This is a genomic window from Aquirufa sp. A-Brett2-15D, assembly GCF_054558735.1.
The window spans coordinates 1,037,918-1,054,442 of sequence record NZ_JBSKFT010000001.1; the positions used below are offsets into that span (position 1 = coordinate 1,037,918).

The 16,525-nt window shown below is 42.5% G+C and carries 14 protein-coding genes and 1 riboswitch; of the genes, 6 read left to right on the top strand and 8 right to left on the bottom strand.

Going from position 1 to position 16,525, the window contains the following annotated elements:
* Nucleotides 1–2 precede the first annotated feature (2 nt).
* A complete protein-coding gene (locus ACST14_RS04580) occupies nt 3–482 on the bottom strand; it encodes a ribosome maturation factor RimP (RefSeq protein WP_459461017.1) in 480 nt (159 codons plus the stop codon).
* Nucleotides 483–666: 184 nt separating this feature from the next.
* Between ACST14_RS04580 and ACST14_RS04585 the strand changes: the two genes are divergently transcribed.
* Nucleotides 667–1,182, top strand: coding sequence for a DUF4833 domain-containing protein (locus ACST14_RS04585; protein WP_459461019.1), 516 nt, complete (start codon nt 667–669; stop codon nt 1,180–1,182).
* 144 nt (nt 1,183–1,326) lie between these two features.
* Here the strand turns inward: ACST14_RS04585 and ACST14_RS04590 are convergent, their stop codons facing one another.
* Nucleotides 1,327–3,456: a TonB-dependent receptor plug domain-containing protein gene (locus ACST14_RS04590; RefSeq protein ID WP_459461022.1), complete on the bottom strand. Its 2,130-nt coding sequence runs from the start codon at nt 3,454–3,456 to the stop codon at nt 1,327–1,329.
* Nucleotides 3,457–3,531: 75 nt separating this feature from the next.
* A riboswitch (cobalamin riboswitch) is annotated at nt 3,532–3,724 on the bottom strand.
* A gap of 81 nt (nt 3,725–3,805) precedes the next feature.
* On the opposite strand from ACST14_RS04590, the gene ACST14_RS04595 reads away from it, so the two are divergent.
* From ACST14_RS04595 to ACST14_RS04605, 3 genes are read left to right on the top strand one after another with little or no spacing between them, the layout of a single operon-like run.
* Nucleotides 3,806–4,375, top strand: a complete 570-nt coding sequence (locus tag ACST14_RS04595; protein WP_459461024.1) for a DNA-3-methyladenine glycosylase I — start codon at nt 3,806–3,808, stop codon at nt 4,373–4,375.
* Nucleotides 4,376–5,149 carry a polyprenol monophosphomannose synthase gene (locus ACST14_RS04600; RefSeq protein WP_459461026.1) on the top strand — a complete coding sequence of 258 codons (774 nt, stop codon included), beginning with the start codon at nt 4,376–4,378 and terminating at the stop codon, nt 5,147–5,149.
* Between the two features lie 2 nt (nt 5,150–5,151).
* The gene (locus ACST14_RS04605; RefSeq protein WP_459461028.1) at nt 5,152–5,691 is read left to right on the top strand and encodes a CopD family protein; all 540 of its coding nucleotides are present in this window, start codon (nt 5,152–5,154) and stop codon (nt 5,689–5,691) included.
* 13 nt (nt 5,692–5,704) lie between these two features.
* On the opposite strand, the gene smpB is transcribed toward ACST14_RS04605, so the two are convergent.
* The 4 genes from smpB to ACST14_RS04625 form a co-directional block, all read right to left on the bottom strand.
* On the bottom strand, nt 5,705–6,166 hold the full coding sequence (gene smpB, locus ACST14_RS04610; RefSeq protein WP_459461030.1) for an SsrA-binding protein SmpB: 462 nt from the start codon (nt 6,164–6,166) through the stop codon (nt 5,705–5,707).
* 57 nt (nt 6,167–6,223) lie between these two features.
* Nucleotides 6,224–6,820 (bottom strand): OmpH/Skp family outer membrane protein, encoded by a 597-nt coding sequence (locus tag ACST14_RS04615; protein ID WP_459461032.1) that lies wholly within the window; start codon nt 6,818–6,820, stop codon nt 6,224–6,226.
* A gap of 66 nt (nt 6,821–6,886) precedes the next feature.
* Nucleotides 6,887–7,231 (bottom strand): hypothetical protein, encoded by a 345-nt coding sequence (locus tag ACST14_RS04620; RefSeq protein WP_459461034.1) that lies wholly within the window; start codon nt 7,229–7,231, stop codon nt 6,887–6,889.
* A 4-nt stretch (nt 7,232–7,235) separates the two neighbouring features.
* Nucleotides 7,236–9,671, bottom strand: coding sequence for a penicillin acylase family protein (locus ACST14_RS04625; protein WP_459461036.1), 2,436 nt, complete (start codon nt 9,669–9,671; stop codon nt 7,236–7,238).
* 109 nt (nt 9,672–9,780) lie between these two features.
* On the opposite strand from ACST14_RS04625, the gene ACST14_RS04630 reads away from it, so the two are divergent.
* Both ACST14_RS04630 and ACST14_RS04635 read left to right on the top strand, forming a co-directional pair.
* The gene (locus ACST14_RS04630) at nt 9,781–10,716 is read left to right on the top strand and encodes a N(4)-(beta-N-acetylglucosaminyl)-L-asparaginase (protein WP_459461038.1); all 936 of its coding nucleotides are present in this window, start codon (nt 9,781–9,783) and stop codon (nt 10,714–10,716) included.
* A gap of 7 nt (nt 10,717–10,723) precedes the next feature.
* The gene (locus ACST14_RS04635) at nt 10,724–12,526 is read left to right on the top strand and encodes a glycosyltransferase (protein WP_459461040.1); all 1,803 of its coding nucleotides are present in this window, start codon (nt 10,724–10,726) and stop codon (nt 12,524–12,526) included.
* Nucleotides 12,527–12,538: 12 nt separating this feature from the next.
* Here the strand turns inward: ACST14_RS04635 and ACST14_RS04640 are convergent, their stop codons facing one another.
* Both ACST14_RS04640 and xylA read right to left on the bottom strand, forming a co-directional pair.
* Nucleotides 12,539–15,040: a glycosyl hydrolase gene (locus ACST14_RS04640; RefSeq protein WP_459461042.1), complete on the bottom strand. Its 2,502-nt coding sequence runs from the start codon at nt 15,038–15,040 to the stop codon at nt 12,539–12,541.
* 18 nt (nt 15,041–15,058) lie between these two features.
* Nucleotides 15,059–16,387, bottom strand: a complete 1,329-nt coding sequence (gene xylA, locus ACST14_RS04645; RefSeq protein ID WP_459461044.1) for a xylose isomerase — start codon at nt 16,385–16,387, stop codon at nt 15,059–15,061.
* Between the last annotated feature and the right edge of the window lie 138 nt (nt 16,388–16,525).

Genomic DNA, 16,525 nt, shown 5'->3' on the forward strand with positions numbered 1-16,525 from the left:
GTTTATTGAAATGACACTTGTACTTTTATTTTATCTATATCGGCCAAAGGGAACCAAGTGGCCTCTTTCGCTACGATTTTTCTATGTTTTACGGTTTTTTCCGTCAGGATTTCCACCGCATCGTCTGTATGAGAAACTAAAGTTCCTTCTACGTTTTCGGGGTCTTTATTTTTCATCCAAATCTTGACCTTCCGGCCTGTATTCTTCTGAAATTGCCAGCCCTGACTTAAAGGAAAGTCTAAACCTGGCGAAGACACTTCTAAATTATACGCCTCCTCTATCAATACATTCTCCTCAATGAAATGAGCTAATTTGCGACTCATTAAGGCACATTGATCAATGGTTACCCCCTCTAGGGTATCCACTAGGATCGTAATTAAGGTTCTTTTAGCTCCCGGTGTAAATGAAAAATCGACTAATAACAAAGGGCCTTCGCCTATGTATTCTACTGTCCAATCTTTCAGTTTACTCGATAAATCCATTTTAATTAGGGTCCTTTAGGGCTATTAAAACAAAAAGAGGGATCAAAACCCCTCTTCTTTTCCTTAAATTCTCCACAAAGATACGCATAAATTTAAAAAAAACAAGATTAGGGCGCATTATAGAATGACTGAGCTAAATCAGATTGCGTTTTTTTTCGTTAATTGCGAGTCAAAATTACCTGAAATGAAATTAGCGTCCCTCCTTCTTTTGATTTCAATCTATTGCCTAGGAGGTGACCGATTCCCTGTTCCTCCTGATTCTCCTATTCGGCTCTTTTTCATACAACGAAGTACGAACATCAATGTGGCCGTGTATGATGCTAATTTGAAAGGGGGCAGACTCAATCCGAAGGACCCAGTAAGAACCTATTGGTATAAATTCAATGAAAAGCCACCCATTGAGGAGTTAACTATGGTGCAACGGACATTAGCCTATGGATTATATACCTCCGCCATTCAAGGTATTCTGAATGCTTATGAGGGACATTTTCTGGCCTATAGAAAACGCAAATTCATCGTAAAGCAAGATGCGTCCGGAAACCCGATCGCACTTTTTTTAATCAATGGCAAAATGCAGATTTTGAAAAGAGTCTATGTCAAAGTAGATGAAACCAAATTCCTGACAACAGTAAACTTCATTGAGCTTTTTGGCAAAGATCCGGTGACGGGGAAGGATGTGTATGAAAAATTCAAGCCATAAGCTTTGCGGAGCAAAGCGCAAAGTTCAAAGAGCAAAGAGCAAAGACCAAAGAGCAAAGACCAAAGAGCAAAGTTTAAATAGGCTTTCTCTGAACTTTGCTCTTTGGTCTTTGAACTTTGACATTGGGTCTTTGAAATTTGAAATTTACAGATTTCCAGAAAGGGAAATCTGTAAATTCCTAGGCTGTCCGCTATACCCCGTAATCTCCGTAATTTCTTGATTCAGCGCATTTTTCAACAGGGCAGAAATCGTCCATTTTTGATTGATTTGGTATTTTAGGGATATATCTGTCATAAGATAAGCCTCCATCGGATTTGCCTTGACAGAATAACTGGACTCATCGTAGAAGTAATCCGTTCTTTGGCCCACATATTGAGTCGTTAATCCAACTGACCATTTTTTCGACAAATTCGCGCGTAAACTTAAGTTCCAGCCATTCGCAGGACGGCGAATCAAAGAGGAATAAGTGGAATCGCGATCGATCATCTCCCCTTTTAAATAGGTATAATTGAAATCAGCCTGAAATTTTTTCGACTGAAAACCAACCTCAAATTCAATTCCCTGCGTTTTTTGCTTTGTCACATTTTGGTATTTACCATATGGTTCGACATCCATCGATTGAAATACGATTCCCTGATTGACCTCATTTTGAAAAGAAACTACACGCATTTTCCATGCTTTAATCTGCTTTTCAAATCCAAATTCCAATGTTTTTCCTTGCTCCGGCTGCAAATCGAGATTACCATAAGGAGAGGCTAACTGGTAGATAGACGGGGTTTTAAAACTCGTGTAATAATTCCCAAATAGCTTCGCCGTCTGCGAAATAGCCCAGTAAGGATTTAAATTATACGTAAAGTAATTCCCAAAAGTCGATTGTACATTCCATCTTGATCCCAGCTCATATCCCAATTTCCCCCAGCTTTGCTGAAAAGTCGCATAGGTCCCTATTATCTGCTGGGACTTTTGTTTTTCCGTTAAATCAGGGGACGAATAGGGTCCATAATCACCGATGGAAAGGTCATATTGCTCCGTTTTTTGGCGTCTATATTCAGAACCCACTAAAAGCGTCCCATTCTCATTTACCGGAATCTTCACAAATACCTCGATTCCCTGATTCAATCCGGCATAAGTCGAGAGACTGTATTTCGAGTACGCATTCGCCGCGATATTGGTGGAATCATTCCGAAATTCGCGGTGAATCAAATCCTGAAAGGCGCGAACCGTCCAATTTTTCACCTGGTATTGCGCTCTAAAAGAATGACTTGAGGCCTTAGAAGTATAATCACGATCATCCACGAAAGGCCCATTATCTAAATTTCCTTGATATAATTGCGTGGCATACGAAAAATCCATATAACCTTTTTTCCCAAAATCACGACCCCATTTTACCCCCCAATTTTGCTGCTTAAATCCATCGGCTTCACTCTTTCCTTGCGCAACTTTAGCAGAAGAAAAGCCATCCGTAGCTGAGTTTTGGACATGAAACTGAAGTCTATTATTGCCTTGCATCGTCGACCAAGAAATTTGCTCTTGATGTGTACCTAAGCCTCCGCCTTGCAACAGCACATGGACTCCTTTCGTATTTTTTCGTGTCACTAAATTAATCACAGCCACCATCGCATCAGAACCATACAAGGTCGATTGACCCCCTTTTAAGATCTCAATTCGTTCAATAGTAGCTAAATTAATCAGGTTCCAATCCATGACCGACGTGATGTTAGACGGGTCATTCACCGGAAATCCATCCACTAATAAAAGTACCTGACCCGTGTTCGCACCACGAACATAGATTTCCTGATTCGTACCCGGCGCGCTGCGCGCGCCTACTACCGCGACACCTACACTCTGCTGGAGTAATTCACCGAGACTTTTCCCCAGGTTGGCCTGGATCATTTCGGCCGAAATGACCGAAACCACTTTTCCCGAGCGCGCTAATTTCTCTGGGTACTTAGGTGCGGAGATGGTGACCTCGGCGAGCGTGGAATCCTTTTGAATGGTGGATGACTCCTGAATGGTAAATGGTAAATGGTAAATAGTGGACGATCCCTCCTGCCCACTGCCCACTGACGACTGACCACTGTTAAATGGTGAATGGTAAATGGTAAATGCAACCTCCGGACTCATTCCCTCCGGACTATCGACTAGCGACTGACCACTGACCACTGTCGACTGACGACTGTCGACTAGCGACTGACGACTATCGACTGCCGCGGAGCGGCTACTAGCGACTCCTGCTGAAGCCAAAGCCCCAGCCAAAACTAACATGTTTAACATTTTTTTTGCCCTTTCAGGCCTGTGAAATAAAAAGGTAATCGAACGCTCGACCTCGGATCATCCTCCGTAAAACAAGGTCAAGAATAGTAAAAGGCAGGTCTCCTGACTCATTTCCGTTGCTTTTCGGCCTTCCCAGCAACGCCAGTGACCCTAGAATGAAAAGCTTTTTGAAAATTTACAGTTGCGGGGACAGCTTTGGATTTACACCAAATTCCCTATTAATCAACTCCGTTCGAAACGGCGCAGAACCTTTCGCTGATGCAAAGATAGTTCAATTTCTATTTTATCAAGTTGTTGGGCCAAACAATCGAAATTTATTCTCCTATTTTGTAAAAAGAAACCCGAAATAATGGACACAAAAATACGCTGCCGCTGGTGTGGTTCAGATGAATTATACCAAACTTACCACGACCTCGAATGGGGAATTCCAGAGCACAGCGACGAAGCGCTTTTTGAGCTCCTCATTTTAGAAGGTTTCCAAGCCGGACTTTCGTGGATCACCATCTTGAAGCGACGCGAAGCCTTCAGAGAAGCCTTCGCGCAATTCGACTACCACGCACTTTCGAATTGGTCAGATGGGCAGCTTGAAGCCCAAGTACAAAATGAACGAATCATCCGAAACAGGTTGAAAATAAACGCAGTTCGAACGAATGCGCAAGCATTTATTAAAATTCAGGAAAAATTTGGTAGCTTTAACCAATATATTTGGGAGTTTGTGGGCCATACGCCTATCCTAAACCTGTTTGCCCATCACGGAGAATTACCCGCTAGTACAGAAATTTCTGAATTATTGAGCAAGTCTCTTAAGAAGAATGGTTTCCGATTTGTCGGGCCTACCATTTGTTATGCCTTGATGCAGGCGGCTGGATTAGTAAACGATCACACAACCGAATGCTTTCGCCATCCTAACAATAGCTAAATGAACAAAAGGATAGTCATTATCCCCACTTTCAATGAGATTGAAAATATCGAAGCCATCCTGCAAAAGGTATTGAGCTTGGATCCAATTTTCGATGTCTTGATCGTCGATGATGGTTCTCCGGATGGGACAGCTCAAAAAGTAAAGCAAATCCAAAAACAAAACGAAGGCCGCGTTCATTTGCTAGAGCGAAAAGGCAAATTAGGACTAGGAACCGCCTATATCGAAGGATTTCACATTGCGTTAAATAAAGGCTACGATTTCATCTTTGAGATGGATGCTGACTTTTCTCATAATCCAGATGATTTAGTTCGACTTTATAAAGCTTGTGCAACACAGTCCGAATTAAAATCGGAAAACTTGCCGGCTGAAGATGCTGGAAACGGCGACATGTCCATCGGATCTCGTTATATCAATGGCGTAAACGTAGTCAATTGGCCTATGAGTCGTGTATTGATGTCCTATTTTGCCGGATTTTATGTGCGCTTTATCACAGGACTTAAAGTGCAAGATGCTACAGCAGGATTTGTTTGTTACCGAAGAAATACCTTGGAAATTTTGCCATTAGACCAAATAAAGTTCATCGGTTATGCCTTCCAAGTGGAGATGAAATTCACTACCTGGAAATATGGCTTTAAGCTGATTGAAGTCCCTATTATCTTCACGGACCGTACGAAAGGAACGAGTAAAATGTCTGCGAATATTTTTAAGGAAGCGATTTTTGGTGTCATCCAAATGAAAATCAATAGTTTGTTCAAGCGTTACCAAGCCTAAAGATGAGCTATACGGTCCTAAAAGCCCTTCATGTCATATTCGTTGTTAGCTGGTTTGCTGGCTTGTTTTACCTGCCCCGCTTACTGGTTTATCATGTAGAAGCACAGGAAAAAGCAGAACCAGAAAAAAGCATTTTGGCGAGGCAATTTGAAAAGATGCAAAAATTGCTTTTCAATGCCATCATGATTCCTGCCATGTTCTTGACTTGGATCACGGGTTTGTGCCTAATATATGTCGCCTGGTTAAGCAGCTTCGGATCACAAGGATGGTTGCACTTAAAATTAGCTTTTGTGGTAGGCATCACGATTTACCATTTCGTTTGCAGGCACCTGATTCTGCAATTTAGAAAAGGCAATTTTATTTTTTCAGGCTCTCAATTACGCTTGTTCAATGAAATTGCGACCATCTTATTAGTCGCGGTGGTCTTTTTAGTCGTGGCTAAAAATACCCTAGACTGGATGTATGGATTGGGAGGGTTTGTTATTTTTGCCATTGTTATTATGGCGGCTGTGACGATCGTGAAGAAAATCCGCACGAAGTAACTGAGGATATAAATTAGGACAAAGATCTGTCCATATCGCGCTTTACATCTTTCTCTTTAATACCATCCCGTTTGTCAAAGGTCTTCTTTCCTTTAGCCAGAGCGATATTCAATTTCGCATAGCCTTTGTCAGAAATAAATAAACGGGTAGGTATGATGGTCAAACCCACGTTCTTCAGTTCCTTCTGCAATTTCCCTAATTCTCTTTTTGAAAGAAGTAATTTACGATCTCGTAGAGGTTCGTGGTTATAGTGAGTCCCCTCCTCATAGGCAGATATGTGCATATTGCGGACAAAGAGTTCGTCCTGAAAAAAGACACAATACCCATCTGTTAGATTGGCTTTTCCTTGGCGAATTGATTTGATTTCCGTACCCATTAATACTAAGCCCGCAGTAAAGGTATCGATGAATGCATATTCAAACGACGCCCTGCGGTTCTTAATTTCAACAGTTTTTAGGATTTTCTCTTTTGCCATGACAATAAAAAAAGCCACACAGCTAAAGACTGCGTGGCTAAATTTAGCTATTCGCTATTATTTATTTTCCTTTTGATCGCCTTTTGTTGCAGCGTACTCTTTATTTAAGCCATCAATAATTTTTTGAGTTACGTCCACCGAAGCATCGGCAAATAAAATACCGCCACCCACTTTAGAATAACCTAAAACAAATTCATATTTGTTTGCCTTGTTTGTCTTCGAGATATAGTCACGAATGTTATTGTATAACTCTTCGTTCTTCTTCGATTGCTCTTGACCTAACTCTGCTTGCTTTTGTTGAGAATATTGTTGCAATTCAGCCCCCTTTTTCTTCAAAGTCATATCAGCTGCTTGTAATTCAGCCTGAGTCATGGCAGATGCACGTTGTTGAATCGCTTGTAATTCAGCTTGAAGAGATTGCTCTTTTTGGCCTAAATCAACCTGCAAACGGTATCCCTTATTTTCAAACTCTTTTTGTGCGTCTTTGTAAAACTGGTAATTCGTTAATAACGAATCTGAATTTACAAATACGATACGTTTTCCATCTGCTGTCGAAGCACCTAAGCCAGTTGATCCAGTAGATGAATTTTGGTAAAATAAAAAGGCAATTGCGATGGTTAAAACGCCTAACCAAACATAAGGTAAATTTTTCACGTGCATTAATTTTATTAATTGGATTGACGGCAAATATACAAGGTCTGTATCGTTTGTCCTAAAAAATTATGATTTCTGTCTTAATCTGGCACCAGCCCAAGTCCAAATACCACTAAACAAGCCTCCTAACATTCCAGTCAGGATAAATAAAGCGAATACATTTCCCTTTAGAGGAAAAACTTGTGCCATTCGACTAGGAAGCGTGCTCGGATGTTGTAAATCAAGCCAAATTGCTGAAATCACCCATAACAGGAATCCTGCTATGAATCCCGTTAAAAAACTCGATTTCAATGGCATATTCAAAGCAAAGGCGATTAAACCAAAGGCCACCCCCATCGCATACCAAGGCAAGTAAATTCCCACCAGGGCACCTACAACTATTAATATCAAACTATAGATAAATTTGTTCATGATCTTATTTAGATAAAGTGATTTTCTTACGTAAGCGATTCGATTTCTCGTCTGGACTGGCTAAATACAAGAGTGGCTTTAGCTCCCCTTTGGCCCAAGTATCAATCAAATCATCGTAATGACTACTCCCCGGGTTCCCCGATTGTCCGCCTGGATAAACACCATAGGCTTTCGGTTTCCCTTCTTTCGAAAGTTCGACGATTAAGCGCCATGACGGTCCCGTTTTCGTCGTGGTTGCGTTCACAATCGTTCCGCCACCACCCATTGGAATATTTAAACGAGACAAGGCATCCATTCCTGGAATCAAGTGTCGAACACCCGTTTGTTTGTGCTTATACCATGCCCACTCTGGTCCTTGTGGACCATGTTTTTTGGCCAAAGAATCTACATTCGCTTGCAACGATTTCATGACAATGTCAGACATAGATTCCTTAGCAGGTGTTTTCACATCATCCCACCAACGAGAAGCTGGATCGGATTTCATCAATTGAATCGTACGATCCATCGAAGGGTGATTCATTGGCACCTTTTCATCCGCTGAGAATTCATCATCCCAAAGACAGGCCTGCAAACTTATAACCCAGTTTTCAAATATAGTCGCCCCTACTGACTCTGGGCTATTAACTAAATTCCATGATTTCAAAGCGGCTATAGCTTTTGATTGAGCTGCATTAGGCGATTTTAATTGCGCAAAAAGCATAGGCAATAATTCCCGGGCACGAATGTTGTAATTATCGTTTTGGAGACCTCGTAAAGAATCCATCGTAATTTTCTCCATCACGGCTAATCGCTCATTGATTCGACGTCCACGTTCAGATGGGGCATATTCCCAACCTAAATAATACGGATAAGAGGGATCCACCGAGAATTGATTCGCCGAACTTACGAAGCCACGCTCTGGATTCTTTACGTGAGGATTATGCGCTTGCGGAATGAATCCTTGCCAATCAGCCGCCGCATCCGTTCCATCTAATAAATACTTTCCTTGCAATTTCGACTTCAACGGAAACTTGCCATTTACCCATAAAGCGATATCGCCTTCATTACTTGCAAAGACAAAGTTTTGGGCTGGTGCGGAATAGAACGACAAAGCCTTCTTATAGTCCTCGTAATTTTTCGCGCGATTTAATTGATAGAAAGTCGTTAACTCCTGAGATTTTTCGTGGGCAATCCAGCGCAAAGCATGTCCCACCGGAATGTTCGAACGAAACGCCTTTTCATGTGATAAATAAACGACCGGTCCGTGGTGCGTAAAGAAGATGGTATCCACCATTTCTTTTTTGCCTTTGATTTGAAACTTTTCGATGCGCATCGTCGTTTTCTTCCATTTTCCATCGTGCCAATACTCCTGTTTAGACGCATCTTTGAATTTCACCTGGTACCAGTCCAAAACATCCGAACCTACGTTCGTTACTCCCCAAGCGACATTTTTATTGAAACCAATGATGACGTTCGGTGTTCCGGGCATTGTCGAACCGTAGACGTTAACGCCTGGCGCCACTAATTGCATTTGGTACCAAATCGATGGTAAGGACAAAGTCAAGTGCGGGTCATTAGCTAAAATAGGTAAGCCAGAAACCGTCTTATTGCCTGATACTGCCCAGTTATTAGATCCAATGTTAGGATCCTTTTCAGGCGTTGTCATCGAACTACCTAAACCCGTGAAGTCCGCAGCTGCTGCCGGAATGGGAACTGGTTTAAAGTCCACTGGAGATCCGACTGGAATGATCGGACTTTCTTGGAAAGGATAATTAGGAAATAAATCCTCCGCCACCTCGCGGCCATATTTACGTAAGACGTTAGTCATCTTTAAATCATCTGTTCCTGAGGCTAAAACAAAGGACATATTCTTTAAGAACAAGGCGCTCTTAATCGGCGTCCATGGCTCCGGACGGTAGTTTAATAATTTGTATTCTAAAGGAAGTTGGCGATCGGATAAGGAACCAATGTAGGCATTAACTCCATCTGAATAGGCTTGAAGTGCGGTTTGAGCTGCTGGATCTTCTTTCATTCCTTCGAACGACTTCTCAGCACCATACACCGAACCCATTCTACGTTGGAATTGATCTGAAGCTAATCCTTTCTCTCCTACGATTTCAGAGATACGACCACCGGCAAAATGCGTTTGGAATTCCATTTGCCATAAACGGTCTTTAGCCGTCAAATAACCCTGCGCTAAATAAAGATCATGGTCATCTTGAGCGAAAACGTGAGGAACCCCCATTTCATCGTACACTACCTGAACGGGTTGATGCAATCCGGCGATTTGCAAAGTTTCTTCTGTGGGTTCACCTGAATCAGGGCTCTCGGCATTCATCCAAAAGCCGTGGAAGGGACTAAATATTTTTCCTATAGGTGGAATAGTTCCCCAATTTTGGTTCATCGCATAGGTTAAAAAGAGGGCGATGGCCAAAGGAAAAGCAGATTTGATAATTTTCATTGATGAATTTGATGTAGATAATGAAATATCCGAAGATTTTTTTCTATTTTAGAAAGACAATTTTACAAAATTGTTCCTTCACGCCCAAATAAATTATCTTTAAAGCTATATGAAAAGACGCACTTTCCTTCAAACATCCACCCTAATAGGCGCAGGCCTGAGTGCTACTGCAAAAACCGCGGCATCCGAACCCCTCATTATTGCCACTTGGAAAAATGAAAAGGCGACCATCGCGGGATGGAATAAATTAATGGAAACAGGCAAGGCGCTTGATGGCGTCGAGGCTGGTGCTCGAATTCCAGAAGCCGATCCGAACGATACATCCGTAGGATATGGCGGATACCCAGATCGGGATGGCCATGTCACCTTAGATGCCTGCATCATGGATCATTTAGGCAATGCAGGATCAGTGACTTTCTTGGAGGGCATCATGCACCCTATTTCTGTAGCTCGAGCGGTGATGGAAAAAACCCCTCACGTGATGCTTTCGGGGGCAGGAGCCTTAAAATTCGCTTTATCCCAAGGTTTCAAAGTAGAAAACCTATTAACTGAAAGCTCTAAAAAGGCGTGGGAAGAGTGGAAAAAGGAATCGAAATACGAACCAGTCATTAATATAGAAAGACACGATACCATTGGTTTATTGGGTATTGGAAAGTCAGGAGAAATTGCGGGTGCTTGCACGACGAGTGGTTTAGCTTTCAAAATGCATGGACGTGTAGGCGACTCCCCTATTATCGGTGGAGCTGTTTTTTGCGATGATGAAGTGGGCGGTGCTTGTGCGACAGGATTAGGGGAATTTGTGATGAAGACTTTGGGATCCTTCTTAATTGTCGAATTAATGAGACAAGGCATGTCACCTCAAAAATCCTGTGAAGAAGCCGTGATGCGGATTGTGAAACGCTATAAATACAAGGAATTTCAAATAGGTTATTTGGCCCTTAATAAAAAAGGAGAATACGGCGCTTATGCCATCCAAAAAGGGTTCAATTATACCATCACTAAGAACGGAAAAACGCAGGTAATCGAAAGCGCATCCTATATGTAAGTTGTTTATGTCGACAGAAAAGAAAAAATATTTGTTCGAGATTGCCTGGGAAACCTGTAATCAAGTAGGGGGAATCTACACCGTAATTCGAACGAAAGTGCCTTCCATGGTTGAAAAATGGGGAGACGATTATGCACTTTTAGGACCCTATTTTACGCAGACTGCGGCGGCAGAATTCGAGCCGGTGCCGGTGACAGAGGAAACACCCTTGGAGAGGGCGATCTTGAAACTTCGGCAGAAAGGCTTAGGCGTGCATTATGGCTATTGGCTAATCACGGGCAAGCCTAAAATCGTACTTTTCGAGCTGGAAACATTGATGCCGGAGGTGGATGCGATTAAAGGCAAGATTTGGGATAACCACAAGATTTCTACCTTAGGGGTAGAAGATTTAGTGAATCAAACAATTGTTTTTGGCGAAATGATCCGTCTTCTGTTAACAGAAGTCGCAGAAGAAAATAAGAATAAATCACATATCGTAGCCCATTTCCACGAGTGGATGGCGTCCACCGGTCTACCGGATTTAAAGAAAGACAAGGTTAAGATAGCCACGGTTTTCACCACACACGCGACCATGCTCGGCCGCTATTTAGCGGGAAATGTGCCTAATTTCTATGAGGTCATTGAGAATTTTGACTGGCTTAAAGAGGCCAAACATTATGGCATCGAGGCTCAGGCTTGTTTCGAGCGAGCTGCCGCTCAAAAAGCGGACGTATTAACCACGGTCAGCGACATTACGGCCAAAGAATGCCAGTATTTCTTAGGCCGCATTCCCGAATTAATCCTGCCAAATGGTTTAAATATTCAGCGTTTTGCCGCTCTACACGAGCATCAGAACCTGCACTCGAAGTATAAAGAAAGCATTTCGAATTTCGTGATGGGGCATTTTTTTCAAAGCCAACCTTTTGACCTAGAGCAAACACTCTATTTATTTACATCAGGTCGTTTCGAATATTCGAACAAAGGTTACGATATCACCTTAGACGCGTTAGCGATTTTAAATCGCAAGATGAAGGAGGCGGGATCGAAAAAAACGGTTGTCATGTTCTTTGTGACGAAGCAGCCCTACCATTCAATCGATCCAGAGGTTTTGCACTCGCGGGCAGTTTTAGATGAGATTCGCGAAAACTGCTATGCGATTGAGAAAAAAGTGGGGGAACTTTTATTCAACGCCTCCGCTTCATCAAGTGATTTGCAGATGCCTGATTTAAATGCTTTTGTGGATGAATACTGGCGAATGCGTTTGCGTAGAACGGTGCAGACCTGGAAAACAAAAGCACGACCTAAAGTCGTAACGCATTTATTAAAACAAGAAGATGATATCATTCGGAATTTACACCGGACGAATCTGTTAAATAACCCAGAGGATAAGGTCAAAGTGGTCTACCATCCGGACTTTATCGTTTCGACGAATCCACTTTTTGGACTAGATTATGGCCAATTTGTGCGGGGTTGCCACTTAGGTGTCTTCCCTAGTTATTACGAGCCTTGGGGCTATACGCCTTTAGAATGTATGGCGCGCGGGGTGCCTACGGTGACGTCGGATTTGTCTGGTTTTGGCGATTATATGATGCAGATTATGCGCGATTACGAACAATGGGGCGTAAGCGTGGTGAATCGCAAGACGCAGACCTACCAAGAATCGGCGGAGCAATTAGCGAATCTATTGTTCAAATTCGTGCAGCAAACACAGCGTGATCGCATCACGCAACGTAACCGGGTGGAGAGTATCGCAGACACATTCGACTGGTCGAACCTGCGTTCCTATTACGATACGGCGCACGAATTAGCAATTATTAAGAAGAAAAGGTAATTATAAAAAGACTCATCGATTCGTGAAATAGATTTTACCTTGTAAGCCTCCGTTTTCAATTGGCCATTTTGATGCATCAAATGGCTTATAACGAATATCCACAAAATTGATCTCATAGAAATTCTTCCAAACCACCCCTTTCTGATCCATCTTGCGAATTCGATTCGCGGAATTCGAAACCACCTCGATCTCCACTTGATTTTGCTCTTGCAAAATACCTGCCGAAATGGCTAGCTGAAAAGGTAGTGACCAAATCATCCCTATGTCTTTCCCATTGATTCGAACCTTCGCCATGTCTCGTAAATCAGTCAAATGCAAGATTTTCGAATCTGCTATTTGTTCAGCATCCAGAGTGAGATCAAAGGTATAACGAGCAGATGGCGCATCAGCTTTTGATGAGTCTAAAGCAGTGTAGTAAGTCAATGAATTCAAGGGGATTTTAGAAGTTCCGATGGATACCTGCAAATTTTGTGGCAGTATATCGGTCGTCTTTTTAATGGTAGATATGGCGCTTATTGTGGGAATTTTTGCAATTGGCTTAATGATCACGCTTTGGCCAGGCGCTAAAGAAAGCCCTAGTTCTGAACCCTTTTTGCCGTAGCTTTTTGTGTCCGTCAATGGATCCCAAATCTCATAATTACCCAAAATCTTTTTTAAGGAAATCTTTCCCTCTGAGAATTGAGAATTTAAGTTAGCGATGAAATAGGCTGCTCCTGATGGCGTCCTTTTGCGGATAAAAGAAAGTCCTTTACTAGCCATCGACTCCGTCGAAACGCCTAGGCGAGTAAGTTGATCCGCCGGATCTGAAAGCACGCGCATTAATAAGGCGGCGCGGGCATTTTCCCATCGTTCTTTGGCCTCCTTCGTAGCCCCGAACGTATTGATATGAAGCGGCAAATGCTCTAAAAAATAGACTGGATAACCTTGTTTCACCCATTTCGCTAAGAGTTCCAATGTCTCCACCGACATATAATGCGCCGCGGGAATTAGCAAGACTTTGTAATTACCACCCGTGCGAGTTTTAAACGTTTTGCCTGGCTGAATAACGATATCCGTCAACAAATCATCTGAAATATAATCCACGGAAAAACCTTTACTCTGCAATAATCCGGCCCATTTTCCGAAAGACGTATTTATCAGCCATTCCCGACTATTCGCGTGCAATTCCAACGTGTGCAATTTTCCCGTTCCATTGTTATCATGCCAAATATCTTCCATCGGAAAATATAAAAGCGCATCGCTGTCCGTCGGATTCGCTTGTAACATCGTCTGCACATTTTCGATGTATTTATTCAACGCGGGCATTGCCTCCCAAAAATGACTTTGGGGATTAAAGTTCGTGCTCGCATAAAACAACCAGCCCGGCCAAGCGATTTCTGGTGGAGAATAGGTGACTCCATGAAAGAATACGTGATTCACCCCTCCCACAAAAACCTGATCTACAACCGGTTTTACTTGCGCAATCGACACCTTAAAGTGATTCCCTAACCAAGTGGCCGTTTCAGCAGCAACTAATTTCTTTCCGGTCAGATTAGCTGCAGAACTCGCTAATTTCAACGCCCGAATATCGGGAATACCAAAAGTCGTAGAATCATAGTCTGGATCCACGCGATATCCCGGAATGTCGAAGGGCTTAGAACCAAAAAACTCCGCCTCTGGAATATCCGCCGATGCATAGAGATCTAACAAATTCCCCGGTGAACCATGAGCTTGGTTGCGCGAGGCAAAGCCCATCGAATTAACCCAATGGTCAAATGGCAACGCAAAATTACGCTGCAATAAGGTGGACATGGTACGGTGGTAATCGGCAAAAATCTGGTTTTCTTCTACTGATTCCGCTTTTTTCTTCGAAAGTACATCAAAATGCTTGCGCAGATCATAGCCATTCAATCGCTGAAAAGCGGGGAATAAATCAGGCGTATAATTCGAGCCATAGGCCTCATAAGAATCATTGTAAATGGCCCGGAGCGGGGAATGTGCTTTCTTTAAAAGAGGCACAAAATTATGGCTGTATTTTGCAAAAGCCTTCATGTCGAAATGATCGAGCACGAGCCCTTCTCCGCCAGGTGCGGCGCGTTTGACTTTTTGGCCGGTTAAATCCGTCGTAAAAACACCCTCAATAAACCGATATCTTTTAGCTGCTTCTTTTTCTGTAATGGAAGGACCACCTTGTGGCCATCCAGTCCCCATGGTCATGTCGATGCCCAGGCCTAAACGCTTTGCCTCTTTTAAAGTATAAAAGAATTTAGCTTGCCAGCCGGGACTTAAATAATTTTGAAATAACGATTCAGCACCCTTTGCCCCGTAGATGGGAACGATATGTAGGCCGCCAAAACCTGCTGTTTTAAAATTCTCCAAATTATACGTTATCCCCTTTTCTGTTACCGCACTCCCCGGCCACCACCAATAGGCCCAGGGTTTAGCGGTAGAAAAAACAGCAGGATCATCGGATGACCCTGCTGTCGCTATCAATCTAGAGGTAAATAACAGAAGGAATAAAAAGAATCTTTTCATACCCCGAATTACGTATTTTTAAACAAAACGGCCTAACAAATTCTCTAAGTATTCTTGCTTACCGGAGATCTGCGCAGGTTCCCCTACTTCGACCGCAATTTTGTATAAATCTTCTAATTTTAATTTTCCTGCGGTATAATCTGCCCCTTTACCTGAGTTAAAAGTAGCATAACGCTCCGCTTTCAATCGATCCATTTCACCATGCTTCGACATTTTCTCTGCGATCAATAAAGAACGAGCGATGGTATCCATTCCGCCGATGTGTGAATAGAATAAATCTGCCATATCTGTCGAATTACGACGACGCTTCGCATCAAAGTTAATACCACCACCTGCTAATCCACCTTGCTTTAGGATGATGGCCATTGCCTCCGCCCATTCGTAAATGTCCGTCGGGAATTGATCCGTATCCCAGCCATTTTGCGTATCCCCACGATTCGCATCAATTGAAGCTAGCATGCCTGCATCTGAAGCCACTTGGCATTCGTGTGCAAAGGTATGTCCAGCTAAAGTTGCGTGATTGACTTCTAGGTTTAGGCCAAATTCTGATAATAAATCAAACTCGCGTAAGAACCCAATAACCGTAGCGGCATCGTAGTCATACTGGTGTTTAGTCGGTTCACAAGGCTTAGGCTCGATAAAGAATTTACCTTTGAAACCATTGCGGCGTGCATATTCTACACAAGTATGTAACATACGAGCGAAGTTTTCACGCTCTAATTTCATATTCGTATTCAAAAGGCTCATATACCCTTCACGACCTCCCCAGAACACATAACCGCCTCCTCCTAAAGTAATCGTAGCGTCGATAGCACCTTTTAATTGAGCACCTGCGTGAGCCACGACTTCAAAATTTGGATTCGTAGACGCCCCATTCATGTAGCGTTCGTTCGAGAATAAATTTGCCGTTCCCCACAAAAGTTTTACACCACTTTCGGCTTGTTTTTTGGCAAAAATATCCGTGATAAATTTCACCCGATCTCCAAATTCCTTCGGATCATTATGACCATCAATCGCATCGACATCGTGGAAGCAATAATAGGGTGCCCCCATCTTCGTGATGAATTCAAATGCCGCATCTGCTTTATCAGCCGCACGTTGACGAGCATCGCTAGCGACATTCCAAGGATAATGTTGTGTACCAGGTCCAAAAGGATCCGAACCATCACCGCAGAAAGAATGCCAATAAGCAATCGCAAAACGAAGATGCTCCTTCATGCTTTTACCAGCAACGATGCGGTTCTCGTCGTAATAACGAAACGCTAATGGATTGTCTGATTCAACACCTTCAAATTTAATTTGATCGATGCCTTTGAAATACTCCTTTTGACCAATGATTACACTCATGAGATATACTGCTAAATGATTTATACTTCTTAAAGCTATAAAACTACATATTATACCTATTATATACAAATATATTTTAGCACAGATTAGCACAGCTACAGATTTAAATAAATTTTCCTATTTTGCATAAATTAACCT

Coding starts and splice junctions, on each gene's coding strand:
- xylA (WP_459461044.1), bottom strand. CDS start 16,387: ATGAGTGTAATCATTGGTCAAAAGGAGTATTTCAAAGGCATCGATCAA.
- ACST14_RS04630 (WP_459461038.1), top strand. CDS start 9,781: ATGAAAAGACGCACTTTCCTTCAAACATCCACCCTAATAGGCGCAGGC.
- ACST14_RS04605 (WP_459461028.1), top strand. CDS start 5,152: ATGAGCTATACGGTCCTAAAAGCCCTTCATGTCATATTCGTTGTTAGC.
- ACST14_RS04640 (WP_459461042.1), bottom strand. CDS start 15,040: ATGAAAAGATTCTTTTTATTCCTTCTGTTATTTACCTCTAGATTGATA.
- ACST14_RS04590 (WP_459461022.1), bottom strand. CDS start 3,456: ATGTTAAACATGTTAGTTTTGGCTGGGGCTTTGGCTTCAGCAGGAGTC.
- ACST14_RS04580 (WP_459461017.1), bottom strand. CDS start 482: ATGGATTTATCGAGTAAACTGAAAGATTGGACAGTAGAATACATAGGC.
- smpB (WP_459461030.1), bottom strand. CDS start 6,166: ATGGCAAAAGAGAAAATCCTAAAAACTGTTGAAATTAAGAACCGCAGG.
- ACST14_RS04595 (WP_459461024.1), top strand. CDS start 3,806: ATGGACACAAAAATACGCTGCCGCTGGTGTGGTTCAGATGAATTATAC.
- ACST14_RS04585 (WP_459461019.1), top strand. CDS start 667: ATGAAATTAGCGTCCCTCCTTCTTTTGATTTCAATCTATTGCCTAGGA.
- ACST14_RS04635 (WP_459461040.1), top strand. CDS start 10,724: ATGTCGACAGAAAAGAAAAAATATTTGTTCGAGATTGCCTGGGAAACC.
- ACST14_RS04625 (WP_459461036.1), bottom strand. CDS start 9,671: ATGAAAATTATCAAATCTGCTTTTCCTTTGGCCATCGCCCTCTTTTTA.
- ACST14_RS04620 (WP_459461034.1), bottom strand. CDS start 7,231: ATGAACAAATTTATCTATAGTTTGATATTAATAGTTGTAGGTGCCCTG.
- ACST14_RS04600 (WP_459461026.1), top strand. CDS start 4,376: ATGAACAAAAGGATAGTCATTATCCCCACTTTCAATGAGATTGAAAAT.